The organism is Desulfurococcaceae archaeon MEX13E-LK6-19 (genome assembly GCA_029637525.1).
GTDB lineage: Archaea > Thermoproteota > Thermoprotei_A > Sulfolobales > Desulfurococcaceae > MEX13ELK6-19.
Map to the genome: position 1 here is coordinate 868,718 of CP072660.1, position 25,609 is coordinate 894,326.

Below are 25,609 nucleotides of genomic sequence, written 5' to 3' on the forward strand. Positions count from 1 at the left end.
CATTTAGAACCACATTATTTTTAGACAAATCCAATAAACCTACCTATAAAAACACCATCCTTATCGTCAATAATTTTTACGTATACGTTAATTCTATCCTCTACACTACTTAATTTATGCCTGAAATTTACTATTGTTAAGAACCTCTTTTTGCTCGGTACGTAACCTAGATACTCTCCTCTAAGCCAGCCACGCCCAATCACTGTTGCGACAACGATATCTTTTTTCTTCAAAGGATTAGGTACTCTAGGCATATATCTCATACGCCATTCCTCCATACTCCATCTAAGTCTTATGCCAAGTTTTTTCTCAAGATCCTCTAGTTTTCTCCAAAACTCCTGCCACCCCATAGGCTTTACGTTAGGGACACGTCTACCGAATTTATGAACATTATATTTCTGTATGGTAACAGGAGGCCATTTCTTGCCAGCACCTATTTTCAAAGCCCATTTAATAACCTCTATAACATCATTATCGTTTATACCTGGTATCCACACCGGGGTTACATGGAGATCTATACTTGTATTCTTGACCAAATACTCGGCTAATTCCATAACCTTCCTAACGTTAAACCACTTCACACCCTGGAGAAAACGTGCTTTATCCTCGTTAAGAGTATCTATGCTTAGATTAATCCTATCTAAACCTGCCTCATCAAGCTTGTCTATAATTTTCTTTGTCAGCAAAGCTCCGTGAGTCTCTATAGCCACCGATGTTATCTGGGGTATTTTCTTTAGTTCTCTAACGAGTTCTGGTAGATGGGGATAAGTTAGTGGATCACCAACAGTATCGATTAATGCCTCTAAACCCGCTCCTTTATGTCTTGCAACAAATTCTACTGTGTCGACAATAGTTCTTGGAGACACTATGTATTCAGCCCACCTATGCTTACTAAAAGGGCCTGCATCGACGCTACAGAATATGCAGTTTAAGGGACATATAGTGGTTGGTCTTACTTGTAGAACATTGGTACCTCTATCAATAACGCCTATGGGCAACAAACCAAGCAGAGGCTCTGAGGAATCAATAGTATATACAATACGATCTTCTTTGAATCTACCAATAGGTTTCATAATGATCTTATACATTTAATTTTCCTCGCAATGAATTTGTAGTCTATGACAAGAGTCTTTTTTGTACGTGCAAGAGGATTACTAATACCTTTAATATAAATGTGTATAGTCCTGGGAATACCTTTCTCGTCTAGAGTATGTCTCACAGCCAATGGTACCCATGAAGGAATAGGGAAATCAATAGTTATTATACGTGTGCCTATGGGTAATTCTTTTTCAAACTTCTCTTTAAGGATATCATTAATACTCTTATAAAGATATACATATACTACTGTGGCATTGCTTAGATCTATATCAAAGAAACTTGCTTCAATAACACTAACTCTATCAGCAACGCCTTCTTCAAGCGCTTTCTTTCTAATAACTTCACATAGGTAAGGATCTATTTCGACAGCAATAGCATAAGCACCTTGCTTAGCTGCCTCAATAACAACACGCCCATCGCCAGCACCAAGATCGTAAAGTACGTCATTCTCACCAATAGATACAGTGTAAAGTGCTTCTTTTACAACCTTCATTGGAGATGGTATATATGGGACTATGGCCAACACATCCTCCCGGCATAGAAACAGGGTGTAAATAATTTATATACTTTTAATAAAGAAGTTAAAACAGGCGATATCAACATCTTTATATCGGAGAGAGGCTGATATACTATTTCCTAGGTTGAGGTGTAATAGTTGAGTGAGATACTACTCGAAGTAAAGGATCTGAAGACTTACTTTTACACATCTAAGGGTATTGTCAAAGCTGTCGATGGAGTATCATTTACGCTCAACAAGGGAGAAGTACTAGGGATTGCTGGAGAGTCTGGTTGTGGAAAGAGTACATTAGCATACTCAATAATAAGACTAGTGCCTCCGCCAGGAAAAATAGTTGGTGGTCAAATATTCTTTGAAGGAAGAAATATTCTTGCCATGGATGACGAGACATTCCGTAGAGAGATTAGGTGGAAGAAAATATCAATGGTGTTCCAAGGTGCAATGAACGCTCTTAACCCAGTATATACTGTTGGCGACCAGATAGCTGAAGTCCTTATGCTCCACAAAGGTATGACTAAGAGAGAAGCCTATACTGTTGTATACAAGCTCCTTTCAATGGTTGGAATAGACCCCAAGAGAGCTCGTAGCTATCCACATGAGCTCAGCGGTGGTATGAAACAGAGAGTAATGATCGCTATGGCGTTAGCATTGAACCCACCACTTGTGATAGCTGACGAGCCTACAACAGCTTTGGACGTTGTCGTGCAAGCTCAGGTAATGAATGTTCTCAAGAGACTTCAAAAAGAACTAAAGATATCAATTATCCTTATTACACACGACCTAAGCCTTATTGCTGAAATAGCCGATAAAGTGGCGGTCATGTATGCCGGACATCTAGTAGAGTTTGGTACGGCCGAACAAATATACTATAACCCGCAGCACCCATACACTAAAGGCCTTCTTGCAAGTATACCAAGACTTAGAGGTGATATAAAGAAACTTGAGTGGATACCAGGAGTACCGCCAGATCTAAGTAATCCTCCGCCTGGCTGTAGATTCGAGCCTAGATGTAAGTATAGAATGGATATATGTGGAAAAGAAGAACCACCTGTAATAGAGATTGAGCCAGGGCATTTTGTTAAATGTTGGCTTTATGCTAAGAAGTAGGTGGGAGATGAATGGAAATGAGTGAAAAAGTGTTTGAGCCCAAACCTGGTCCTGATACAGTCCTCTGGGTAAAAGACCTTAAAACATACTTCCCCCTACGTAGGGGACTCACGGAAATCATCTTTAGGCGTCCACGGAAATACGTTAGAGCTGTTGATGGTATATCCTTTGCTGTGAAAGAAGGAGAAGTATTTGGACTAGCTGGAGAGTCTGGTTGTGGAAAAACAACAACTGGTAGAACAATACTAAGACTCGAAGAACCCACTGCTGGTATTATAGGTTATAGGCCGAGAAAAAGACTTCTTGAAGAATGGGCTAAAATAGGATATAAACCCAAGATCCTTAACGAGTATGGAGACATAGATATAGCGAAAGTACCGCAAGAAGCACTTAAGCCCATGAGAAAAGAGCTACAGATGATATTCCAAGACCCCTATGGTAGCCTCAACCCCAGATTCACTATATATAAGATTCTCGAAGAGCCACTGCTAATCCATGGTATTGGTGAAACTAAGGAGGAGAGATACGATATCGTAGCCAAGGCTCTTGAGGCGGTAAAGCTTACTCCTCCAGAAGAATTCATGTTCCGTTATCCACACATGATCTCCGGTGGTCAGAGACAAAGAGTGGTCATTGCAAGAGCACTTATCCTTCAGCCGAAATTCATTGTAGCCGACGAGCCTGTATCAATGCTTGATGTGTCTATTAGAGCAGAAATACTTGAGCTACTAATGGACCTCAAGAGGCAATTCAATTTAACGTATATATTCATTACACATGATCTAGCTGTAGCCAGATACATTACTGATAGGATAGCGATAATGTATCTCGGCAAGATTGTAGAGATGGGTGATACAAGGAAAGTAATCGAGAACCCGATGCATCCATACACGAAAGCCCTTGTGGCAGCAATACCAGAGCCCGACCCGAAGAATAGGCTGACTGAGAGAAAAGTACCCATCAAAGGCGAAGTACCGAGTGCAATCTTCATACCACCTGGCTGTAGATTCCATCCAAGATGTGTAGTTCTTGATGAGCATCCAGAGTTAAAACAGTATTGTACAAGAAAAGAGCCTCCACTAGTAGAAGTTGAGCCAGGTCATTATGCTGCTTGCTGGTTATATGCGAAGAAATAATTTTTATTCTATGTTTCGACTAGATTCCTTCTAGCCACAAACTAATTAATACCTCACCTACATGACGGTGAAACCCGTGCTTCCTGAGGAAAAAGTAGGAATAATTGGATGGGGAGCATATGTACCAAAGTACAGGATCCCGCTTAAGGAAATAGCTAGAATATGGGGTTTTAGCGAAGAAACACCTAAGACACTAAATGTTGTTGAAAAAGCTGTTGCTGGTAGAGATGAAGACGCTGTAACTATGGGATGGGAAGCAGCTAGGAACGCGTTGCTGAGAGCAGGTATAAATCCTAAGGAAATAGGCGCGGTCTGGTTTGGTACCGAGTCGAAACCATACGCGGTAAAACCATCTGCTACGATAATAGCTGAAGCACTCGGTATAACACCAGACACCATGGCTACAGATCTAGAGTTCGCTTGTAGAGCAGCAAGCGAAGCCGTTAGGATAAGTATTGGCGCTGTTGCATCAGGACTTGTAAAATATACTCTTGTGATAGGGTCTGACACAGCCCAGGCAAATCCCGGTGATATACTCGAGTTCACTGCTTCATCAGCTGCAACAGCATTAGTTATAGGGCCATCGGAAGAGGCTGCAGCAGTATTCGAGGCAAGTTACACGTACGTAACTGACACACCAGACTTTTGGCGTCGAGCACATGTACCATACCCGCTTCACGGAGAAGCCTTTACCGGTGAACCAGCTTATTTCGCGCACATAATTGGTGCTGTAAAAGGGTTAATGGAGAAAACAGGACTTAAACCAGAGGATTTCGATTACGCTGTATTCCATCAGCCAAATGGTACTTTCCCTCTAAGAGTTGCAAGGAAACTAGGTATACCTAAAGAAAAAGTGTTGCCCGGACTAGTAACGCCATACATAGGCAACAGCTATAACTCATCAGCACTAATAGGTTTAGCCAAGGTCTTAGAAGAAGCTAAGCCTGGACAAAGAATACTATTAGCACCATTCGGTAGCGGCGCAGGTAGTGATGCGTACAGTATTATTGTTACAGAAAAAGTCATTGAAAAACGTGATAAAGCACCCAAAGTCATTGACTATATCAACAGGAAAAAGATTATTGATTACGGTCTTTACGCTAAGTATCGTGGTTTAATCAAAAGAATCTAGAAGGTGATCCGAATGGAGTTCTCTATAGCTAGATTCTGGAGAGAAAAACACGCACACTACAGGCTAAAAGCAGTTAAGTGCCGTAAGTGCGGTAAAATAAGCTATCCTCCATCAACTGTCTGTAGGTATTGTGGTTCAAAAGAGCTTGAAGAAATAGAGCTTATGGAGCCCGGGAAAGTCTTAACCTGGACGGTAATTTACAGTGCACCTGAGGGTTACGAAGAATACAAGCCAATAATAATAGCAATTGTAGAGCTAATTAATAGTAAGGTAAAGATACTAACCCAACTAACCGACATCGAGCCCAATGAAGTTAAAGAGGGAATGCTTGTAGAACCTGTACTAAGAAGGGTTAGCGAAGACGGAGAATCAGGACTTATATACTATGGTATCAAGTTTAGACCTATGCTTGCCAAGCACGGTTGAGAAATAATGAACTCTATCAAAACTAAAATCGAGGAATATGTAGCTAAAGTACTCTCTGGCGAAATACCATTACACAAAATAGAAGAGGCTGTTGGCAACGCTAACGTAGCCGTAATTGTAAGACGAAAAGTCATAGAGAAACTTACCGGGACAGTACTTCCCGCTATAGGTACGACTATAATAGACTTCGTTGAGATCTCGGGTAAGAATATAGAGAACCCTATAGGAGCCATACAAATACCGCTTGGTATAGCAGGTCCTCTGAAAATAAATGGTGAGTATGCTAAAGGAGATTACTACATTCCCTTAGCAACAACTGAGGGAGCCTTGGTTGCCAGTATAAACAGGGGATGCAAAGCAATAACGTTGAGTGGTGGTGCAAAAACACGTGTTCTCTACGATGGTATGGCTAGAGCGCCGCTCTTCTGGACCCCCGATATAGAGACAGCATCCAGACTTGTCTCCTGGGTTAAAGAAAACTTCAGTAAAATAAAAGAAATAGCCGAGTCAACAACTAGGCATGGAAAGTTAAAGGACATAGAGCCATTTATTCTCGGTAACAATGTATGGCTTAGGTTTGTCTATGAGACAGGAGACGCTATGGGAATGAATATGGTTACAATAGCTACTGACAAAGCATGCCGTTTTATTGAAGAAAACTTTCCCGGAACAACAAGATGTATAGCCCTTAGCGGAAACATGTGCGTAGACAAGAAACCAGCGTTACTCAACATGTTGTTTGGGAGAGGAAAAACAGTTGTAGCTGAAGCAATCATAAAACGAGATGTAGTGAATAAAGTACTTAAAACAACTCCCGAAGCAATAGTAGAAGTTAATATAAGAAAGAATCTCTTAGGGAGCGCGAGAGCAGGATCACTAAGTTATAATGCTCATTATGCAAATATAATAGCGGCGATATTCATTGCTACAGGGCAGGATGTAGCCCAGGTTGTTGAAAGCAGTATGGGATATACATGGGCTGAAATACGCGGAGAAGACCTCTATATATCAGTTACACTCCCTAGTCTAGAAGTAGGTACTGTTGGTGGAGGTACGAGACTCCCGACACAACGTGAAGCCTTAAAGATACTTGGTATAGAAGGCGGGGGCGATCCGCCGGGAACCAATGCAAGAAAATTCGCTGAGATAGTCGCAGCTACAGTACTGGCTGGTGAGCTGAATCTTCTAGCAGCATTAGCAGCCGGTCATTTAGCTGAAGCACATATAAAATTTGGAAGAGGAGGAACAAAGAAATAATCGTGTTATAATCCTAGAAGCTTCTTTAGAACAATATATTCTTTCTCTACAACTTCTTCGACATACTCACCTAGAACTACTTTGTCCCAGGGTAAAGTCTCTCCGTATTTCCTTCCTGTAAAAACGTATTTTGTTGAATAACCAGTTCTTCGGAGAACACGTCTCCAGCCACCAAGACCTCCTCCCTCAATAGCCCACTCAACTAGTATTCTTCCTATGCTTTCATCGGCAAGAGCTATTGAAGCTTGGATCCAAGCCCAGTTGACGTAAAGAGGTCTTGTATCCACGAGACCTCTTAGTTCATTTCTTGTATATGATATTATTTGTTTGGCACGCTCAAGATCAATCATTCCTATCCATTGGAATGGCGTTTTTGGTTTTGGGACAAGAGGATTTACTGTTACAGATAGCCCACGTTTACGTGACTTTGCGTGTTTGGCTATCCTTTTTATATAATCAATATTGGTTTTTACATCGTCAATACTCTCGCCTTTAAACCCCAGTATAAAATACATCTTCAAATCAAATCCTTTATCTATTATAGTGAATGGTTTATCCCAAATATCCTGGTTACGGAAGCATTTGCAAAAAGCATACAAGCCCTTCATACTAACGTTTTCCGGGGCTATGGTAATAGTTTTCTGTCCAATATCCTTAATTAATTCGAGGACATTATCGTTAATAGCGTCAAGCCGCATTGACGGAAGAGATGCCTTAACGCCTAATCCATTAAGGTATTCAAGGAGCCATACATCGTTTTCTGATGGAAAGAATAGTGAGTAAATGATTACTCTGTTGAGATTATTAAGATTTAAGCCTTTATCAACTAGTTTTTTAAGCACAGTTTTGCTCCTTGTTCTAAATGGTTTAAAGAGTCTTCCTTCAAGACAGAATCTACACCAACGGGGACACCCGCGTGCTGTCTCGAGTAAGAATCCTCTTCCATAAACAGGTTCACGGTCTAGGGATTGTATTTGTGTTATTGGATAAAAGGTTTCGTTAATGTTCTTAACCCATACTCTTTCTGTGGTATTATCTATTTCTGGTATGTAGAAGCCTTTTTTCGAGTCAAGTGCTTGTAGGAGAGAAGACTTATCGTCATTGGAGAGGTATTCTTCGACCAGTACGGGTATGAGTTCTTCTGCCTCACCGATTAACACGCCATCTACTATATTCTTTAGCGGCATGGGATTAGACATCGGGGCTGGGCCGCCGACAAATAATAATGGCTTCCTTCTTTTCTTTCTATCAACTTCTATACCTCCAGCTAGGAGTATACGTAGTAAGTTCACGTAGTCGGGTTCATAGTGTAGACTAGCTATTATCACGTCAAAGTCCTTTAATGGGGAATTAGTTTCAAGGCTACGAGGCTCTGGTTCAGCTCCATGCAGCTTCTCTAAAACAAATCTTTCAACAAAAACCTCATCATACTTAGTGTTTATCATAAAGTAGATCATGTGGAAGACCAGACTAGATAAAGCCGCCTCGTATATACTTGGATATACTAATGCTATCCTCTTCATACCCTTTCTTAGCTTCTTATTTACGGTGTTTATTTCTTGAACCACCGGTTTCCCACCGTAACAACTTAGTTTATTTCCCCCATTCGCATATTATTTATTTGGTGGAATTCTTGGATCCAAACTTTGACGAGCTTATATCAAAATCTGTAAAGAAGCTAAAAGCCTCTGAGATACGTGAGCTCCTCAAGCTTGTAAAGAAGTCAAAGGATATAATTAGTTTTGCTGGCGGAATACCTGATCCCCGGTATTTCCCAAGGAAAGAACTCATAGAGATAGCTAAGCGTGTAATAGAGGAAATGGGTGATTATAGTCTTCAGTACAGTGAAACACAAGGTGTATACGAGGTAAGAGAAGCCATAGCCAAGCTTATGGAGAAAATCAGAGGGATAAAAGCCGATCCCGATGACATTATCGTTACTACGGGTAGCCAACAAGCACTTGATATGATCGCTAGGACGTTTATTGAATGGGGTGATAAAGTAATAACGGAGTCTCCATCGTACCTAGCAGCTCTTGGTGCTTTTAAGTTGATGGGAGCCGATGTTATCGGCGTCAAGATAGACGAGAATGGAATGAGGACAATAATGCTTGAAGATATTGTCAGAAGCCTCATTAGAGCTGATAAGAAACCCAAATTCATCTATACGATTCCTGTTGCACATAACCCAGGCGGTGTGACGATGTCTATTGATAGAAAGAAACACCTGCTTGAAATAGCTAGTCAATATGATCTAATAGTTATCGAGGATGACCCTTATGCCGCTTTTGTATTCGATGAATCCGTAGATGTAACCCCGCTTAAGGCTTTAGATAAAGAAGGACGTGTAATATACATAAGTACATTGAGTAAAATACTTGCGCCAGGTATTAGACTTGGATGGATTGTACCGCCCAAAGAGCTTGTAAGGAAACTGGAGTTGCTCAAGCAATACATGGATCTTCATTCCCCAACACTTAACCAGTACATGTTTGCTGAAGCAGTAAACTCAGGGCTTGTTTACAAGCATATACAGAAACTTAAGCAAGTGTATAAGGAGAAAAGAGATGCAATGATTAGTGCTATGGACGACTACTTCCCAGAATACACCTGGTACAGCAGACCCATTGGTGGCTTCTTCGTATTCGTATACGTATTCAAGAAAGGATTTGATGCAAAGAAAGCTCTCAATATTGCATTGTCAAAATATAAAGTAGCCTACGTGCCTGGACAAGGCTTCCATCCAGACGGTAGCGGTGCTAATAGTATGCGGTTGAGCTATAGTTACCCAGATACGGAGACCATCAAGGAAGGTATCAGAAGATTAAGCGAGATGATCAAGAACTATCCAGAGTGAACACGAGTATAGTTTTACTTTAACTCAGTTAAATCAATAATAGCGCCAGGAGGTTTAATGGGAAACAATGTCTTCAATTCTTCTAATGACCTAGGTTTTATTACTTTAATAGCATTAACAACATTATCAATAAACCGGTCTATTTTTCCTAGTAAAGACTTGTCTGGATAAGCGATCGTTACTGTTATATGCTTTACTTTTTGTATATCCAGTGCTATCGAGTTTGCTATATGTGCTGTTAATGGATTAACAATTATTTTTCCATTATAACAAACATACTCCTGTGCTTTAGCTATAACTGATGCTGACAATGTACTTATGTACACTGTTGTAAAGCATCTTTTTACTTCTTTGAATGATTTATAAACATTATACCCTAATCTCTTAGCCAAGCCATACATTCTCTTAGAGCTAGTTACTATTGCGACGTCTCTTGCTTTCTCTAATGCATAAAGTGCAGCTATCCCATCTATACCTAAACCGACTACTAGAACATCGTTTGTTCCAACAAGTTCGCCAACTTTGGCTCCTATGGCAGCATGGTATAGAATAGCGTCTTCAATATTATGCTTGGATAATGTTGTAAAAACAGCGTCGTAGGGTATTGTAGCGTATTTCGCTAAAAGACCGTTTGCAGTATATCCTAGCACGGAATTATTTATGAAGGAAAGCGGTGAAACCACTATTAATGAGCCAGAGGACTCTGAAGGTGAACCAAATCCTGCTTCTATAATTCTAGCTACGCCGGTGTGTCCAATAACTACAGGTTTTAGCAATGGGGCATAGCCAGATATGATATAGTTTTCAACACCGTCAACGAATACATATATTGGTTTGACAAGGTAGTATTTTTGTTGAATAGCTATAGGTTCTTCGCTTACACGAATATTGTTGTTATCATAAATAAGTACTTGGTTCTTCAAATAACTCCCCTCTTAATTAGGTTTTTAGAAGAAGACATAGTAAATATAAGTTACTTGGTGGAATAGGTTTTGAGCCTAGGGGATGTAGCGAAATGGGTTAGCAAAGATGCACGTTACAAAATAATAGAAGTACTTGTATCAACAAGGAGTGCGAGAACACTAGCATCGCAATTAGGTGTCTCTCATACAGTTATCAACAAGTACCTAAAAAGAAAAACACATCCTAGTGATGAAACACTTGCACGCGCGCTTAACATTGTTGAAGAATATGAGCGTAAAAGAGTATTGCAAATCCTCGTAGAAGATATTCTAGAAGCTCTTACAATACTTGTTAACGAGATTAAAGATAGTGGCGACAAAGATTTGCTGGAATATATTTCCAGTAAGCTCATTAGTGTCTTGGAGGCGATCAAAGAAGATGAGTGAAGAAAAACCCCTACTCGCTGATGGTAGTATAATAGAAGACTATAGACCATTACTTGTCTACTGGAGAAAGGCACGTAAGGTAAAGAAGGAACTCGCTGACAAGGCGATATTATCTAATGAAGATTTCCGTGAACTACAACAAGTCGTAGAGTCACTGGCAGGAAAGAGTTTATTCGAATTAATCGAGTTATTTAAAAAGAAATTCTCTACACGTATAGACCCTGACTTGGCTAGGGAAGCTATTAAGGAAGTTTATGGTGTTGAACTGAGTTCTGAAGAAGCCAGAGATAGAATAGCGTACATTATGGCTGGATGGCTGCTTGAGGCAGGCCGGCAAATGAAAATAATTGGGTATCGTAGTTGGCGTAATGGGGTTAGATGAGTACGTATAGTATTGTTTCAAAATACTTGGATAAGATCTCGTGAATACTTTGAGCCCTCGGTCTCTCAGTAATGACGAGTATTGTCTTAGTTTTTCTACTGATATCTTCAATTAATTTAGTAAGCGCTGTGGAATCATTAGGAGCCTTTATGAAAACATAGTTCTTGCAAAGTTTTATATGCTCTGGTATATGGTTTTCAGAACAGTTCTCACAGAGGGATATAATTATGCTTATACACTCGCTCAAGACGGGGTACCCCTATCATGCTTATGCTTGATGACTTAAATAATATACTTGAAAACGTATTAAAGGAAGCTAGGAGAAAATGGATTGAAGCATGGGTTGAGAGGATAAAAGTTTCTAAAAGAAAATTCATAGTATTTATGGTAGTAAGCAATAATAAAGTTAAGGTTATTATTTATCGGGACAATATAAAGGTTAGAGTCTATAGCCAGCTGAAAGGTCTATCGATCTCTCTAAAGAAAATAATTCAACGAGAATACGAGAAACATGTGAGGTTGAAAGAACGTGAAAGCAAAGAAGAATCTATATAAAAAGAAAATACAAACCATAGTCGACATACTAGGTGATATAGTAAATCTCAAGGATATCGAGCGAGAACAGTTAATCAAGATGGTTGAAAAGATCTATAACGAGAGAAACATAGAGCCATTCAGAGGAAAAGCATATCCACCGGATATATTTGATAAAGAACTTGCAAGCCTATATGTAGTAGGAAAATATGGACTAGGGCTTGATGACGATTACCCTGAATTATTCAGAAAAATCTTTGATAAAGAAATAAGATTTGATGAAGCTATTGAGCATTTGATGAACGGTGAATACGAAGAGGCAAGAAAAATACTATCAGAACTATCTCCACAAAAAGAAATAGACAGCAATACTCTTGCAAGGATGTTCCGAATAGCTTTTACAAAGATTATACTTGGGTTTGATGACGAGAATAGATTCTTTGAGTTATTGAAACGTGCAAAAGAAGCTTTTCCTGAAGAAGAACGGACTGTCAGGAACTATGTGAGGTACTATATAGCCTTTAGAACAGCTGAGGCTATAGCAAAGGGTAATATCAGAGATAAACTAGCTAAGGAGATCTTTAAGCAGGCTCTCTCAGCCCGTCTTGGTATAGAAAAAATTCTGCCGTCAGATGACTACATTAGAGAAATATGTGTTAATGTGTTCAAGGTTCCTAGAGAAATATTAGAGAAGATATTGACTTCCAAGAAAGAAAAAGAGTAGAAACCGTAAAGGTCTTATCTAGTATTTCCTAAGCATACTAATATATTTCATTACCTGGCTATGGAGTTTCTGTAACAGCTTCTTTCTATCCTCCATCAACACTATATCACTGTATCCTTGTACAACTATGTTGTGGGCAAACGGGCTAGGTATAGTACTCGGTCCTATTTGTGCTAAACAGATCTCCCCGTTATGTACACGGTCTAACACTGTTTTTGCGGCATCTATATGCATATAGTCTTCAAGTATTTCTCTATAAGTTTCTTTTAACACAGGGAAATCAGGTATTTCCTCTACGACTCTCAACAACTCTTCTGCATTCAACTGCAGTTTTTGTACACTCCGCTCTACATCACGATACCTTCTCAGTATCATGAAGGCTCTTTGGGCGCAATGCCTGAATCTTCTCTTAAGCATCTCGGTTTTCCTAAGTACTTTCTTGAGTATCTCATCTATATTGGTACTTTTTAGTTCCTTGAATAATCCTATCCAGTCGGCATCGTATCTTCCAGGGAGTGTGAGCATGAAACCATTATCATTTATTGTTACGCGGACATTGACACCAAGATGATTTCCTACAATATATGCATATGCTCTAGATAGAGCTGCGTTAACTCTTCTACCGAAAAGCGCGTGTACTATAATGTTTCTCCTAATCCCCTCGTCATAGATTTCTATTAAGATAAGTTTGTCGCTTGGGACAAGACCGTTTGCAAACATTATTTGCTCCCAAATATACTGGTAAATATTTTCAGCAGCATCTCTATCGAGATTATACTCTCTAACTAGGTAATCGATTACATCTTCTCTAGGCCGTGTTTTTATCATCTCAGCTATTGTTCTCCTAAATTTCCCGACTTCTAGTGCTGAGTCAAATGATAATGGAAGCATTTCGCTGAACCAGCTTGGTACAGTAGGTTTCGCTCCATCTGCTGGTTTAACTATGACTCTCAATCCATAGCTTCTCAAGTACTCGTATACTCTACCACCGAGTACGAACAAATCTCCTGGAGCAAGGTATTCCACGAACTCTTCTTCGAGATCGCCTACGTATTTTCCGTCTATGGTGAATACCCTTGCTTTCGATTCATCAGGGATTGTCCCTATGTTTAAGAAGTAAATCATTCTTGCTCCTTTCTTTCTACCAAAAACCCCCTCTTTTTCATCTAGCCATATTTTAGCGTACACACGCATATGCTCCAGGTAGTCCATGTATTTTCCAGCAAGGTATCTGAGCGTGTTCATGTAGTCTTCCCAGGAGAGTGTATGGAAGGTATAACTCCTCTTGATTACACGATACGCTTCGTCGATGCGCCATTTCTTCTCTAAGGCCATGCCTACAAGATGTTGCGCTAATACGTCAAGCGGGTTCTTGGGTATTCTTACTTTGTCTATCTTCCTCTCAAGAGCGGCTTTGGCTAAAACAGTACACTCGACAAGATCGTCCCTATCAACTACAATAATTCTTCCTTTGCTTACTTCTCTTATATGATGTCCTGCTCTACCAATTCTCTGGAGCAATCTGCTAACACTCTTAGGGCTACTTAGGAGAACGACAAGATCTATGTACCCTATGTCTATACCTAGTTCAAGACTTGTCGAGCTAACTATTACTCTAAGTTCTCCTCTCTTCAGTTTCTCCTCAATCTCAAGTCTAAGTTCTCTACTCAAGCTACTATGATGCGCCTCTATTTCATCTACGTCAACTATTTTCAGATTCTCCATGAGCTTTCTGAGTTTGTAGACTACGCGTTCTGTAGCACTCCTTGTGTTCGTAAACACTAGTGTTGTACGGTGATTCTTTATCAGATCAATAAGTGTTTCATAGATAGCGTTGTTTATCTCCTCAGCACTGGCATGAACGAGATCTTTAACGGGACATAGTACTTTTATGTCAATGGGTTTCGTGAATCTTGCATCAACGATCATGCATGGACGAGGATTACCGTCGTCAGTAAATCCTACAAGAAACTTAGCTACTTCTTCGAGAGGAGCTATTGTTGCACTCAAACCTATTCTAATAAGGGGTCTTCCAACAAGTTCTTCGAGTCTTTCAACACTTAAACTTAGATGACTACCACGTTTACTACTGGCAAGTTCATGGATTTCATCTATCACAATATACTTGGTTGTCTTCAGTCTTTCTCTAAATCTAGGTGCATTGAGTATTATGCCTAGGCTTTCAGGAGTTGTTATCAGTATGTGTGGTGGATCTCGAACCATTCTTTGTTTTTCACTAGGACTTGTGTCACTAGTTCTTACAGCGACTTTTATTTCAGGTAATTCTATACCGTTTTCTTTAGCTACTTCACGTATACCCTTGATAGGCTCAAGAAGATTCCTCCTCATATCATTGTTTAGTGCTCTAAGAGGACTCACATAAACTACCTGTATTCCCTCAGGCAATGAACCATGTTTTTCGTAATACTCATATAAATCATCTATTATAGCAAGGAAAACGGCTAAGGTTTTACCTGTGCCAGTAGGCGATGAAATTAATACATTATTCTTTGCTTTTATAAGAGGTATAGCCATTCTTTGTGGTGGAGTAAATGTTCCGTATTTCCTCTTGAACCACTCTCTAACATACGGTCTAAGCATACCATAAACTTCTTCATCACTATGAGTGTCATTAACTATTTTTATCGTCATACTCTTCTAGCACCGTTCCCCATGTATGCTATATACTACACTTTCAGGGATCCATGGTGAGGGCGGGGATACTCCCCCAGTAATATAGATTATTTAAAGATTATATCGTGAGGCCACCTCATAAATGTGTATAAATACCCTAGGCTATAAGCAAGAAGCCATAAGCCAGTTAACAGTATTCCGATGTACAATAAGTAGAATGAAGTAATGATAAATATTATTCCTAAGACTAATTCTGTAGGGAATCTAAGTGTACCTAGAAGATGTTCGTGAACTCCCTTGGGGGTTCTTTTGTATGTGTACTTCTTTCTAAGGATTGCAAGGATCATCCCCTTTGAGACAGCGGGGGTCAGTGCTATCGTGGCAGCAGAGATTCTGCCAAGACTAACCAGGGCCTTATAGAACGAGGCCCCAGTCTCTGCAGCTGATTCAGCATAGTTCTTGATGTAGAGGGCAGCAGTTATACTCCATAGAACGTTTATTATCCAAGCATAAGCAAAGGGATCGATTTTATACGCTATTGAGACGAATACTGCCAAAGGTATCCCTATTAAAGCTAGGAGCAGCGGGAGATATTGTAATAAGAACAGGAAGGCCTCTATGCGTGCATAGAAACGTTGTTTACTAAATATTATGTGTTTAAACCTAGAAATAACTACATCCATTGCACCATAAGCCCATCTCTCCTGCTGGATTCTGAACGACTTGAATCTACGAGGTACTTCAACAAGTACTTCTTCTTCATCTAAATAAATGATCTTGTCTCCTCTATACATTATCCTAGCACCAAGCTCCATATCGTCTTGTATGCGTTCTTCATCCCATCCATTATAGATTTTCTTAAGCTTATCAGCATCATATATCGTCCCAGTACCTACAGGGAATACTGGGAGTTTCAAACAAGATCTACCGCGATAAATTGAATCAACTATATAATCCATGGTGTGGGCAAGTGCCTCGCTTAATCGGGTATCTTTGTTTTTTGCACTCCATCTACCAACAACAGCCATGGCTTTAGTTCTTATGAGCTTAACTCCTTTAATTATAAAGCTCTCGTTTATTCTACTGTCAACATCCATTATGTATACTGTTTCACCTATGGAAGCCCATAAACCGGTGTTTAGAGCACCTGTTCTAAATCCTCTTGGCTCGCTTCTCCAGAGGAAAATGATGTTTAATCCTTTTTGTCTCCATTTATTGACTAGGTTTTGTATCTGTAGGGCATAGTCTTTAGTATCATCGGATACTATAATGATCTCTATTTTATCTCTTATACTCCATTCACTGAGGTTATTTAGTGCATCATCTATATACTCGAGTGGTTCTTTGCGTACAGGAATTATTATTGAGACTATTGGTCTATTTGAGTGCTCATCTCTAAGTATGTCTTCAGATGTTACGTTAAATGATTTCTTTGGGCACTTTTTTCCACAGATATAGAACAGTCCCTGGAGAAGCAGGATAAACATGGATGGTATAGCTATTATTCCCACGGCTATTAGCGATAATATGCCAGGGTCAATCATCACAATTTCTCCTTGCTAGAGTTATTAACTACGTGTAGCGTAGACTATTACTCTGGTGTAGTTGTATATGCAGGACATCCTCAATAAAATTGTATCGTACATAGTTGACAAGGGAGCCGATTTCGTTGATATCAGGGTTGAAGACTATAGTGTTGACTCGATTGATATAAAGGATGGTAAAGTACATAAAGCATCGACATCGTTAATTAAAGGAGCATCTATTAGGGTTTTGTACAAGGGAGCATTGGGTTTCTCAGCTGTAAGCAAAATTGACTATGATAGCCTTAGGTTGGCTGCTGATTCAGCTCTTAGGCAGGCACGTGTACTAAGTGAAGCAAATGTATCAACAAATTTCTATAGAGTTAGTAGTCGTCATGATGTTGTTAAAGAAGATATTGCTGTAAATCCAAGAGACGTTGATATAGGCGATAAGATAAGGGATCTACTTGAATTAAATAAGACCATTACAAATCTTAGCAACAGGATCAAAGCTATAACAATACGTTACGCAGACATTATAGGTAAGACAATATACGTTTCTAGTGAAGAACGCTATATCGAGCAAGAGCAGTGCTATACATGGCTTTACCTATGGGTTACAGGCAAGGAGGGAGACATACTAGCGCCCGTACGTCACGAAATAGGTACTAGGAAAGGATACTATCTGTTCAAGAAATATGATATGAATGAGCTAGCTAAGGTTACTGTAGATAAAATGGAGAAGCAGTTTAAGGCAAAGACGCCTAAAGGAGGAGTGTACCCAGCTGTTCTGGCACCAGAAATAGTCGGCGTTTTTATACATGAGGCGTTTGGCCACCTAGCTGAAGCAGACTTGACTATGTCGGGTAGTGTCCTAAAGGATAAGCTGGGTGAGAAAGTAGCAAGTGAACTAGTAACTATAGTTGATGACCCAACAATACCTGATGCGTTTGGAACATTTAAATACGATGACGAAGGTATTGAGGCTACTCCAGTAAACATAGTTGTTAATGGCGTGTTAAGACAATTAATGACAGATAGAAGATACGCATATTATCTAAACACTAAGCCAACGGGGAATGCTAGAGCAGAAGACTATAATGTACCGCCTTTGATTAGAATGAGAACAACATACATAAAACCAGGCGATATGACTTTAGAAGAATTATTTGAAGGAATAAAATACGGGTACTACATCGTTAGTTTTAGAGGCGGTCAAGCAAATCTTGATGGTACATTCCAGGTTGGTGTACAAGAAGCCTATGAGATCATTGATGGCGAGATAGGTGAGCCTGTTAGAAACATGAGTATAAGTGGGAACACTCTTGAGACACTTAAGCACATAACAGGTGTCGGGAAAGACTTTGAAATAGGATATGGTAGGTGCGGTAAAGGTCAAACGGTCTTTGTTTCAGATGGAGGTCCACATGTTCGTGTAGAAAAAATACTCGTGGGTGGTAGTTTATGAGTAGTCTTATATCAAGAGAACTAAATATCTATGATACAGCTGTTGTTGCATTAAGAAAAGCAATGCAAAAAGGAGTCGATGAGGCGGAAGTATTTATCGTTAAGACAAAGAGCATAAACACAGACATAAACAACAATAGGATTACTGGATCGTATATGGTCACAGAAACAGGAGTTGGCATAAGAGTAGTTGTGGGTAAAAGGATAGGTTTTGCATCGACAAATAAAATTGATATAAATAGTCTAGAGAAAACTATAGAGCAAGCAATATCTATTGCTAGGGCTAGTGAGCCAGATGAGCATTGGCCAGGTTTTCCGCAACCTGCTGACTATAAAATACCGGAAAAGATCTATAATCCTGAACTTGCAAGGGTAAGTGAAGAAACTATTATTGAGAAAACAAAATTGATGCTTGAGAAGTTCCTAGAGGATAAAAGAATAGTTGTTGTATGGGGTAGTCTTAGTGTTGGCGTGTCAACTGTAGCTATTGCGAATAGTAATGGTGTTGCAAACGTTGAGCATGCAACAACAGCTGTTATAGGAGCAGGTATTGTGGCGAGAACGGGAAGCGATGTTACGCCTGTTGTTTATGATTACAACTTATCCAGAGTTTCATTACCGCCTATAGAGCCTCTTGTCGAGAAACTCAAAGACCTTGCTGTAAATAGTTTAAAGCCTATAAAAATAGAGCAGAAGAAAATGCCCGTAATACTCTATCCCATAGCTGTTGACGAGCTTCTATCGTATACTCTCGCCGAGGCTATAAGCGGAGATAATGTTGTTCGCGGAAGAAGCATACTTGCAGGTAAAGTTGGTCAACAGGTGTTCTCAGAGAAGCTGACAATTATTGATAATGGACTCCTTAAACATGGATGGTATACGGGTATATTCGACGGAGAAGGCGTTCCTATGCAGGAAACAATTGTTATAGAGAAAGGTGTTGTAAAGAACTTCTTATTTGATACATACTGGGCAGCAAGATATGGTGGCGAGAGTACAGGCAATGCTGGTAGACAAGGATATAGAAGTACTCCAGCAATCACGCCAACAAACTTAGTTATTAAGCCAGGTGATATGAGTAGTCATGAGATAATTGCTGAAACAAAACAAGGACTACTAGTCTATGGACTACAGGGTGCTCATAGTAGCAACCCTGAAACAGGCGAGTTTAGTGCAGTAGCTACACCAGCCTGGTACATTGAGAACGGTGTATTAAAGCCAGTTCGTGGCGTGATGATCTCTGGTAACATCTATGAGTGTCTTAAGAAATTAGAGTATATCAGTAAGGACTATGAACAAAAGGGACACTGGGTAGCTCCCTACATAAGGCTTGAAGAAGTTAATGTTATACCACGTTGTTAGTCTTTATTTTTCTCTAAACACACAATTATAATTGGTGGCATTATGGTTACCATAAGATGGTTTGGACATGCTTGTTTTGCAATAAGTACCAATGGATACACTATTGTTATAGACCCCCATGATGGCAGTAGCATTGGACTACCAAGACCGGATATAAAAGCTGATTTAGTACTTGTTTCTCATGATCACTTTGACCATAATGCTGTAGAAGTAGTATCAAAGGAGACTACACGCGTATTGAAAATGTTCTATGGAGAAGCAGATTTTGGCAACATCAAAGTTAAGGGTATAAAGACTTTCCATGATAAGTACAATGGTAGGAGACGTGGTGAAAACACTATATATATCGTCAATATTGGAGAATATAAAATAGCTCATTTAGGAGATCTAGGACATATTCCGTCGGAAGAAGTCCTTAATGAACTAAAGGATATTGATGTACTAATGATACCTGTTGGCGGTGTTTATACAATAGACTACCAGGAGGCATGGAGTATTGTTGAGAAGACATTACCAAAGATAACTGTTCCAATGCATTACTGGGTGAAAGGCTTAATACTGCCGTTGCATCCTATAGATGACTTCCTTGCTTTAGTCAAAAAGATCAAAGTTGTTAGAAAAGATGGCAATGACTTCATACTAGAAGACGAACTCATGGAGACACCTAAGATAATAATATTAAAGCCACCAACATAGATACAAGTGTCGAGTTTAAAGAGGTAATGAAAGAAAATGCATGATCCGAAACGATATGCCCGCCATATAACAGATATAGTGAGAGAGCTTGATGATGCAGAGAAAATAGCACTCGAGGCCCTTAAATCGCAAGGTTTTGATATGATGTACATACGTAACCTTATTAGATTATCAAAGCTTGTTAGAAACATAGTTGATTCCTGGTATAGAGAAAAAATCTATAGTAACAAAAGACCTGAAATAACCTGATCATTTATCCGCTTTTTGTTTTAAATAAAAAGATTATATGTTGTTTCTAGTCGTATTATAGTAGTAGATGCAATGATGAGGGCCCGATAAGCTGTATTTATGAAGAAGGATCAACCGGCTGAGCTTCCTTGTTAGGTTTTTCAACCCAATCACGGAACTTCTCATAAACAAGCTTTGGAATTGATGCAATTATCTTTAATGCCTCTACTATGATGAATATTGATGCCTTAATTAGACCCTCTTTCTCTGTTATTTGAGCGGCTTTGACCCAGTCTATTCTCATCACAATGTACGTTAGGAGCAACGTGACTACGAGCATTACTGGTATAGAAATATACCATGGCAAATTAGCTGGTTCCTCTATAAGCCACTTCATTGCCTGCCCTAAATAAACAGCCATACCTGTTATGATTATTTTTCCCAGAAGAAGAGCGATGAAGAATTTTACTACACTATATCCCGATACCCCGAGGGGAACATAGAGCACGTCATCAGGTAATGGGAGTGCAGCAAATATAAATACAGCTAAAAATATTCCTTTACCAGCTATTTTAGTAAATAATTCCATGTTATGTCTTGTTTCAGGACTCATTACAACTCTAGCCGTACGTCCAATATAGTATACTACTAGTTTCCCTATAGCGGCACCTAAACCACCAAGTACTGCTATTAGTAGTTGCGTAACCCAATCCTGTACACGTGAAGCATAAATTATTATGAAGAAGAAATAAGGAATAGTTGAATAAGGTATCATGTTTCCAAAAAGCGACACTAGAAATACTCCAAGCAAACCATATGTTTGTAATAACTCGTTTAACACTTCACCGGATATCACTTAGAGGCACCACCAGTATAGTCTCCTATTTCGTGCTTATTCCTAACTAATCTATTACTAAAGAATAAAACTCTAACTACGCGATATCAGATCCGCTGAAGACTCTTCATCGGATCCTCAGACACTGGCGGTCTCTTCATCAATAATATTTTTCTCGTCCACTGGTTAAAACTATGTTTGCGTAAATGCAATAGATTTAATTACCAATAGGAAGGTTCTAAGGAATAGAGGGGGATGAGCTATTCCCGCCCCATGGCAGTGAGGTTTCCGATGACACTGCCAGGCCGGGAGCGACCCCCATTTGATTTATGCCTTTAAGACAGATATCAAGTAGGTATGAAGAGGTAGAAGTTAATTGTCGTTAACATGGGAACCAAGATGGGAGCCATATCTAGTTAATTATGCTGGCATCAGATTTTGGACTTGTAGAGATAAAGTTACAAAAATAATAGCTTGCCCAATATGTTTGAATGCTATTAAGACATGCCTAGAGAAAGATCAAGAGAACAAAATAAATGCAAAAAAGAAAGAAGAAATAGAAGGAGCATTCTTCTTTAGTGAACGCGATTTAATTCTGCATATAAAATCTCATTACCAAAAACAATGGATCAAGGAGAGGAAGGTTATTGTACCAGTTGTTGTTGAAGAAGAGGAAGAAGAGTAGCGTATTAGTTGTTGGTAATGTTACTATAGATGAGATTTATGTTGATGGCAGCTTTGTTAAGACAAGCATAGGTGGTGGTGTATACTATAGTTCAAAAATACTAAAAATAATGGATATTACACCAGCTTTATTATGCAACTCAACTCATGTTCAAAGGAAAATTCTTGAGAGCGAAGGCTTTAACGAAATATATGGACTAGAAACAACAAAACCACCTTTATTTAGGCTCGACTACACGGAAAAAGAACGATTTTTACAACTATTATCTCCGGGAACAGTTATTCCTGATACCCTATTTCCAAGTTCCCGATATAATTTGGTGATTATAAATCCTGTTTATCATGATGTTGATTTGAGCCTGATGAAAAAAGCTAGATGTTATGCCGACTACATAGCACTAGACATACAAGGTCTTGTAAGGACTGTTGATGATAACTCTAGAATCTCGCTAAAGTACAACGAAATTGCATGGGAGTATGTAGAACTCGCCGATATCATACATGCTGATTATAAAGAGGCCAGTACATTGGCGAATATAGATTCAATATCCAAAACCATCGACTATCTTTGTGAAAAACATAGTAAAGACAAGATGTGGATTATAACGTATGGTGAAAACCCAATAGTAATCATAGTATCAAAGAAAATATACACAGTAGACCCACCCGCGATAAACAAAATAGTTGATGAAACAGGTGCAGGTGATACTTTCCTGGCAACAATGGCCATATACTACGTATTGACTCATGACCTAGAATTGGCCATTAGGAAATCTCTTGAAATAATAGCTTTAAAACTGAGAGGAGTTTTTAATAAAAAGTAAATGCCTCATCGCGGTCCACCACCCTACCCCACCACCGCCCTTCATGTATACTTAATTACTACCTGCTACCGCCGGGCTGTACGCCCGGCGGAGTGCAGTTGTATTAGTTGAATTTAGCAGTTTAGCTACAAGTATTGTATAGTAAAATTGGCGTTCTTCCTGAATAAGCAGGAACCGCATCCTTTGCAAAAATACCTACATACTAGCCCTACTAACCAAGGGCATAGCCAGAGACCATGGAATTACAGGCGGTGGTGGGTGTTGTTGTATTACTGTTTTCCAGTTTCCTGTGGGTGGTGGACCGCTCGGCATGTTATATATTAGTTTTTGCTACTTATAAACTTTAGGTGGATAATATATTATTGAGAATAAACAGGTTCTATTATATCGTACAAAGGGTTAAGACCAAATATTTAATAATAGAATTATGTTTCAACCCATGCACCATTCTCAAAAACAGGATTATTTCTTTGTATTGATGCCAGAGCAAATAAGTCTGTTGACTGTTTTCCTTTCGCATATATTCTAGACAATATTACATCTTCTAGCTCCTCTTCTGATGGTGCTTTCCCTATACTCATAACCCTACCGTTAACCTCAATTATAGGTAAGTCAGGTACCTCGAGACCTAGAGGATCCTGGTACCAGACATGTATAGGGATTACTTCAACCCATACACCATATTCTTCGAGTATCTTCTGGGCAATTTTCCATGCAGTCCTTAGTGCTTTTTCGCTTTCTTCGTTAAACCCTAGCGTCAATTTTATCTCTACTTTGGGTACGTCGATAACGTTGGTGCTCAAGTGCTATCCCTCACTTCCTTGGTTACAATAAATAATTTGTTTTTAAATGGTGAGATTCTTTATTATCCCAGAAACGTTTACTTGATCTTGTTCAATTATGGATCAATGTGTTGCAATTTTTATCCTGGTTTTTTCTTCTTTTGAACGGATTATTTTCAGTGCATCAATCACGAGATCCCATGTTACAGGTAATTCTAGCTGATCCTCGTTTTTAACAAGGATCTCATAGGCTTCTATTTCGTTAGAGAATTTGTTCTGTCTTAATATCTCTGCAGCTTTCTTGACTGTACGTTTGTACTTGTGTGGATAAAGCATATTATATAAACCCTAAGTTTAAACATCTAGTTTAATATCTAGTCAAAACAAGTTTATAAATTTGATTTTATATCTTTAGGTTTTTCCGGTTCAATAAATTTTATGTATCAATTAATTCATAAGTTACTACCAAATGAGAGATGGATGCGATAAATGAGAGAATTTATGAATGTGTTAAGAAAACGAGGATAATCAAAACATTCTTGGCTATATCTTTATGTATTCTGCTTTTCTTTTTTAACAGGGTGAATAGCATCTTTTGGTGCTTTACTAAATGGTTCAAGATACTTCCGTAATACCTTAGGAATAACTACGGTTCCATCTGGTTCCTGGAAGTTTTCCAGGATAGCCGTTATTGTTCTTGTACTTGCTATTGCAGTGCTGTTGAGTGTGTGTAAGTACTCTTTTACCATGCCTTTTCTTCTTATAAGTCTTATCTTTAACCTATATGCTTGCCAGTCAGTACAGTTACTACAGCTTACCATCTCACGGTATTTTCCTTGTGCAGGCATCCATGTTTCTAAGTCATACTTCTTTGCGGCAGGTGCTCCAAGATCTCCACTTGCAATATTGACGACTCTGTACGGTAAGCCTAGTCCTTTAAATAATTCTTCAGCATTACTTATTAGTTCCTCCATGATATCCCAGCTTTCCTCTGGTTTAGCATAGACGAATTGCTCTACTTTATGGAACTGATGTACTCTAAATATTCCTTTTAGGTCTCTGCTTCCAGCACCTGCTTCTTTACGGAAGCAAGGACTTATCCCGACGTATTTTAGTGGAAGCATTTCCTCAGGTATTTCTTCTTCTGCATGTAGTGCTGCTAGGGGGTGCTCTGCTGTTGCTATTAGATAAAGATCTTCTCCCTCAATCTTGTATATAGCGTCTTTGAATGTATCCATATCGATTACTCCCATCATATACTTGTATCTCAGCATGTATGGTGGTAGCACAAGAGCATAGCCCTTGCTCGTCAAGTAATCTATGGCATAAGCTAGTAGAGCCATATCAAGGAATACTATATCATTGAATAGATAATAGAAACGGCTTCCAGCAACTTGTCCTGCTTTTATAGTATTGCCTAGCTGAAGAACATTTTCAAGCATGTCGGCGTGTCCAACAGGTTTCCAGTCTATTAGCTCATAATCTACTTTAAATCCATACTTTTCTGTTTGTTCCTTGAATGCTTCAAGATGTCCTTCCCAGACTTTGGGTTTTCCAAAGAACCTTATGGGGACATTATATGTATCGTCAGGGCCTATAGGCACGCTTTCATGAACAATATTGGGCAAGCTGTACAATGCCTTAAGTCTAGCTTCTTCAACCTCTTTTAATTCACGCTCCATTTCTTCCAGTTTTTGGAGAAGCTCTTTTGCTTCCCTGATTTTCTCTTGTTTTTCAGGACCACTAAGTTTGGGTATCATTTTACTGATCTCATTGTGTTTATGACGGAGCTTCTGTATTTCTGTTAGCATTTTTCTCCATTTAACATCAAGCTCGTAAGCTCTATCAACAATACTTGGGTCCATAAAGCGTTTCTTCACATATTCTTTAAGTTTATCCGGGTTATTTCTCAAGAGTTCTAGTATACTCCAGCTCAAAATAATTCACCTTGATCATGGACTGGATAGGGTAGTGGTTCTGTATACTATGGGAGAAACATTATCTCGTGTTTATAAATAGTTTTATCTCCTAACAAACATGTAATCGCCAATAACA

27 protein-coding genes are annotated in these 25,609 nt (G+C 39.2%); 16 read left to right on the top strand and 11 right to left on the bottom strand.

All coding sequences use genetic code 11. The annotated features are described in order from the left end of the window. Window positions 1-20: 20 nt before the first annotated feature. Both J4526_04935 and J4526_04940 read right to left on the bottom strand, forming a co-directional pair. Window positions 21-1,088, bottom strand: a complete 1,068-nt coding sequence (locus tag J4526_04935; GenBank protein ID WFO76179.1) for a radical SAM protein — start codon at window positions 1,086-1,088, stop codon at window positions 21-23. Continuing rightward, window positions 1,070-1,621: a class I SAM-dependent methyltransferase gene (locus tag J4526_04940; GenBank protein ID WFO76180.1), complete on the bottom strand. Its 552-nt coding sequence runs from the start codon at window positions 1,619-1,621 to the stop codon at window positions 1,070-1,072. Before J4526_04940 ends, J4526_04935 begins: the two co-directional genes overlap by 19 nt. 132 nt (window positions 1,622-1,753) lie before the next feature. Here J4526_04940 and J4526_04945 point away from each other — a divergent pair, with 132 nt between their 5' ends. From J4526_04945 to hmgA, 5 genes are all read left to right on the top strand, one after another. Continuing rightward, entirely contained in the window at window positions 1,754-2,722 is a 969-nt protein-coding gene (locus J4526_04945; protein WFO76181.1) for an ABC transporter ATP-binding protein, read from the top strand. 17 nt (window positions 2,723-2,739) lie between these two features. Beyond that, complete coding sequence (locus J4526_04950; protein ID WFO76182.1) at window positions 2,740-3,858, top strand: ABC transporter ATP-binding protein; 1,119 nt, start codon at window positions 2,740-2,742, stop codon at window positions 3,856-3,858. A gap of 61 nt (window positions 3,859-3,919) precedes the next feature. Continuing rightward, window positions 3,920-4,990, top strand: coding sequence for a hydroxymethylglutaryl-CoA synthase (locus J4526_04955; protein ID WFO76183.1), 1,071 nt, complete (start codon window positions 3,920-3,922; stop codon window positions 4,988-4,990). 12 nt (window positions 4,991-5,002) lie between these two features. Then, entirely contained in the window at window positions 5,003-5,416 is a 414-nt protein-coding gene (locus J4526_04960; GenBank protein WFO76184.1) for a Zn-ribbon domain-containing OB-fold protein, read from the top strand. 6 nt (window positions 5,417-5,422) lie between these two features. Beyond that, on the top strand, window positions 5,423-6,673 hold the full coding sequence (hmgA, locus tag J4526_04965) for a hydroxymethylglutaryl-CoA reductase (NADPH) (protein WFO76185.1): 1,251 nt from the start codon (window positions 5,423-5,425) through the stop codon (window positions 6,671-6,673). Between the two features lie 5 nt (window positions 6,674-6,678). Here hmgA and J4526_04970 read toward each other — a convergent pair whose 3' ends face one another. After that, window positions 6,679-8,196, bottom strand: a complete 1,518-nt coding sequence (locus tag J4526_04970) for a radical SAM protein (protein ID WFO76336.1) — start codon at window positions 8,194-8,196, stop codon at window positions 6,679-6,681. Between J4526_04970 and J4526_04975 the strand changes: the two genes are divergently transcribed. Further along, window positions 8,181-9,530: a PLP-dependent aminotransferase family protein gene (locus tag J4526_04975; GenBank protein WFO76186.1), complete on the top strand. Its 1,350-nt coding sequence runs from the start codon at window positions 8,181-8,183 to the stop codon at window positions 9,528-9,530. The two genes, J4526_04970 and J4526_04975, sit on opposite strands and share 16 nt — an antisense overlap. A gap of 14 nt (window positions 9,531-9,544) precedes the next feature. On the opposite strand, the gene J4526_04980 is transcribed toward J4526_04975, so the two are convergent. Further along, on the bottom strand, window positions 9,545-10,453 hold the full coding sequence (locus tag J4526_04980) for a hypothetical protein (protein WFO76187.1): 909 nt from the start codon (window positions 10,451-10,453) through the stop codon (window positions 9,545-9,547). 69 nt (window positions 10,454-10,522) lie between these two features. On the opposite strand from J4526_04980, the gene J4526_04985 reads away from it, so the two are divergent. Both J4526_04985 and J4526_04990 read left to right on the top strand, forming a co-directional pair. Beyond that, window positions 10,523-10,879, top strand: coding sequence for a DNA-binding protein (locus J4526_04985; protein WFO76188.1), 357 nt, complete (start codon window positions 10,523-10,525; stop codon window positions 10,877-10,879). Further along, window positions 10,872-11,261 carry a hypothetical protein gene (locus tag J4526_04990; GenBank protein WFO76189.1) on the top strand — a complete coding sequence of 130 codons (390 nt, stop codon included), beginning with the start codon at window positions 10,872-10,874 and terminating at the stop codon, window positions 11,259-11,261. The genes J4526_04985 and J4526_04990 overlap by 8 nt, the downstream gene beginning before the upstream one ends. Here the strand turns inward: J4526_04990 and J4526_04995 are convergent. Beyond that, on the bottom strand, window positions 11,254-11,508 hold the full coding sequence (locus J4526_04995) for a hypothetical protein (GenBank protein WFO76190.1): 255 nt from the start codon (window positions 11,506-11,508) through the stop codon (window positions 11,254-11,256). The genes J4526_04990 and J4526_04995 overlap by 8 nt on opposite strands. Before the next feature lie 17 nt (window positions 11,509-11,525). Between J4526_04995 and J4526_05000 the strand changes: the two genes are divergently transcribed. Next, a complete protein-coding gene (locus tag J4526_05000; protein ID WFO76191.1) occupies window positions 11,526-11,816 on the top strand; it encodes a hypothetical protein in 291 nt (96 codons plus the stop codon). Beyond that, entirely contained in the window at window positions 11,791-12,519 is a 729-nt protein-coding gene (locus J4526_05005; protein WFO76192.1) for a DUF2192 domain-containing protein, read from the top strand. Before J4526_05000 ends, J4526_05005 begins: the two co-directional genes overlap by 26 nt. An 18-nt stretch (window positions 12,520-12,537) precedes the next feature. On the opposite strand, the gene J4526_05010 is transcribed toward J4526_05005, so the two are convergent. Continuing rightward, window positions 12,538-15,171, bottom strand: a complete 2,634-nt coding sequence (locus J4526_05010) for an ATP-dependent helicase (protein ID WFO76193.1) — start codon at window positions 15,169-15,171, stop codon at window positions 12,538-12,540. An 89-nt stretch (window positions 15,172-15,260) separates the two neighbouring features. Next, the gene (locus J4526_05015; GenBank protein WFO76194.1) at window positions 15,261-16,697 is read right to left on the bottom strand and encodes a glycosyltransferase; all 1,437 of its coding nucleotides are present in this window, start codon (window positions 16,695-16,697) and stop codon (window positions 15,261-15,263) included. Window positions 16,698-16,758: 61 nt separating this feature from the next. Here J4526_05015 and J4526_05020 point away from each other — a divergent pair, with 61 nt between their 5' ends. From J4526_05020 to J4526_05035, 4 genes are read left to right on the top strand one after another with little or no spacing between them, the layout of a single operon-like run. After that, window positions 16,759-18,144: a TldD/PmbA family protein gene (locus J4526_05020; GenBank protein WFO76195.1), complete on the top strand. Its 1,386-nt coding sequence runs from the start codon at window positions 16,759-16,761 to the stop codon at window positions 18,142-18,144. Continuing rightward, window positions 18,141-19,505, top strand: coding sequence for a TldD/PmbA family protein (locus J4526_05025; protein WFO76196.1), 1,365 nt, complete (start codon window positions 18,141-18,143; stop codon window positions 19,503-19,505). The genes J4526_05020 and J4526_05025 overlap by 4 nt, the downstream gene beginning before the upstream one ends. 42 nt (window positions 19,506-19,547) lie before the next feature. Then, window positions 19,548-20,201: an MBL fold metallo-hydrolase gene (locus tag J4526_05030; GenBank protein WFO76197.1), complete on the top strand. Its 654-nt coding sequence runs from the start codon at window positions 19,548-19,550 to the stop codon at window positions 20,199-20,201. A 36-nt stretch (window positions 20,202-20,237) separates the two neighbouring features. Further along, complete coding sequence (locus J4526_05035) at window positions 20,238-20,450, top strand: hypothetical protein (protein ID WFO76198.1); 213 nt, start codon at window positions 20,238-20,240, stop codon at window positions 20,448-20,450. A gap of 97 nt (window positions 20,451-20,547) precedes the next feature. On the opposite strand, the gene J4526_05040 is transcribed toward J4526_05035, so the two are convergent. Beyond that, entirely contained in the window at window positions 20,548-21,285 is a 738-nt protein-coding gene (locus J4526_05040) for a VTT domain-containing protein (protein WFO76199.1), read from the bottom strand. A gap of 355 nt (window positions 21,286-21,640) precedes the next feature. Here J4526_05040 and J4526_05045 point away from each other — a divergent pair, with 355 nt between their 5' ends. Next, window positions 21,641-21,949: a hypothetical protein gene (locus tag J4526_05045; GenBank protein ID WFO76200.1), complete on the top strand. Its 309-nt coding sequence runs from the start codon at window positions 21,641-21,643 to the stop codon at window positions 21,947-21,949. Then, a complete protein-coding gene (locus tag J4526_05050) occupies window positions 21,921-22,772 on the top strand; it encodes a hypothetical protein (protein ID WFO76201.1) in 852 nt (283 codons plus the stop codon). The genes J4526_05045 and J4526_05050 overlap by 29 nt, the downstream gene beginning before the upstream one ends. Before the next feature lie 425 nt (window positions 22,773-23,197). On the opposite strand, the gene J4526_05055 is transcribed toward J4526_05050, so the two are convergent. The 3 genes from J4526_05055 to serS all read right to left on the bottom strand — a co-directional run bounded on the left by J4526_05055 (window position 23,198) and on the right by serS (window position 25,491). Further along, the gene (locus J4526_05055; GenBank protein ID WFO76202.1) at window positions 23,198-23,575 is read right to left on the bottom strand and encodes a hypothetical protein; all 378 of its coding nucleotides are present in this window, start codon (window positions 23,573-23,575) and stop codon (window positions 23,198-23,200) included. Between the two features lie 102 nt (window positions 23,576-23,677). Continuing rightward, a complete protein-coding gene (locus J4526_05060) occupies window positions 23,678-23,890 on the bottom strand; it encodes a hypothetical protein (protein ID WFO76203.1) in 213 nt (70 codons plus the stop codon). A gap of 215 nt (window positions 23,891-24,105) precedes the next feature. Then, the gene (gene serS, locus J4526_05065) at window positions 24,106-25,491 is read right to left on the bottom strand and encodes a serine--tRNA ligase (GenBank protein ID WFO76204.1); all 1,386 of its coding nucleotides are present in this window, start codon (window positions 25,489-25,491) and stop codon (window positions 24,106-24,108) included. Window positions 25,492-25,609 lie beyond the last annotated feature (118 nt).

Excerpts from the sequence above, each read along its gene's own strand:
- J4526_04935 (WFO76179.1), bottom strand. The coding sequence starts at position 1,088 with ATGTATAAGATCATTATGAAACCTATTGGTAGATTCAAAGAAGATCGT.
- J4526_04950 (WFO76182.1), top strand. The coding sequence starts at position 2,740 with ATGAGTGAAAAAGTGTTTGAGCCCAAACCTGGTCCTGATACAGTCCTC.
- J4526_04955 (WFO76183.1), top strand. The coding sequence starts at position 3,920 with ATGACGGTGAAACCCGTGCTTCCTGAGGAAAAAGTAGGAATAATTGGA.
- J4526_04960 (WFO76184.1), top strand. The coding sequence starts at position 5,003 with ATGGAGTTCTCTATAGCTAGATTCTGGAGAGAAAAACACGCACACTAC.
- hmgA (WFO76185.1), top strand. The coding sequence starts at position 5,423 with ATGAACTCTATCAAAACTAAAATCGAGGAATATGTAGCTAAAGTACTC.
- J4526_04975 (WFO76186.1), top strand. The coding sequence starts at position 8,181 with ATGCTATCCTCTTCATACCCTTTCTTAGCTTCTTATTTACGGTGTTTA.
- J4526_04970 (WFO76336.1), bottom strand. The coding sequence starts at position 8,196 with ATGAAGAGGATAGCATTAGTATATCCAAGTATATACGAGGCGGCTTTA.
- J4526_04990 (WFO76189.1), top strand. The coding sequence starts at position 10,872 with ATGAGTGAAGAAAAACCCCTACTCGCTGATGGTAGTATAATAGAAGAC.
- J4526_05000 (WFO76191.1), top strand. The coding sequence starts at position 11,526 with ATGCTTATGCTTGATGACTTAAATAATATACTTGAAAACGTATTAAAG.
- J4526_05010 (WFO76193.1), bottom strand. The coding sequence starts at position 15,171 with ATGACGATAAAAATAGTTAATGACACTCATAGTGATGAAGAAGTTTAT.
- J4526_05015 (WFO76194.1), bottom strand. The coding sequence starts at position 16,697 with ATGATTGACCCTGGCATATTATCGCTAATAGCCGTGGGAATAATAGCT.
- J4526_05025 (WFO76196.1), top strand. The coding sequence starts at position 18,141 with ATGAGTAGTCTTATATCAAGAGAACTAAATATCTATGATACAGCTGTT.
- J4526_05030 (WFO76197.1), top strand. The coding sequence starts at position 19,548 with ATGGTTACCATAAGATGGTTTGGACATGCTTGTTTTGCAATAAGTACC.
- J4526_05035 (WFO76198.1), top strand. The coding sequence starts at position 20,238 with ATGCATGATCCGAAACGATATGCCCGCCATATAACAGATATAGTGAGA.
- J4526_05060 (WFO76203.1), bottom strand. The coding sequence starts at position 23,890 with ATGCTTTATCCACACAAGTACAAACGTACAGTCAAGAAAGCTGCAGAG.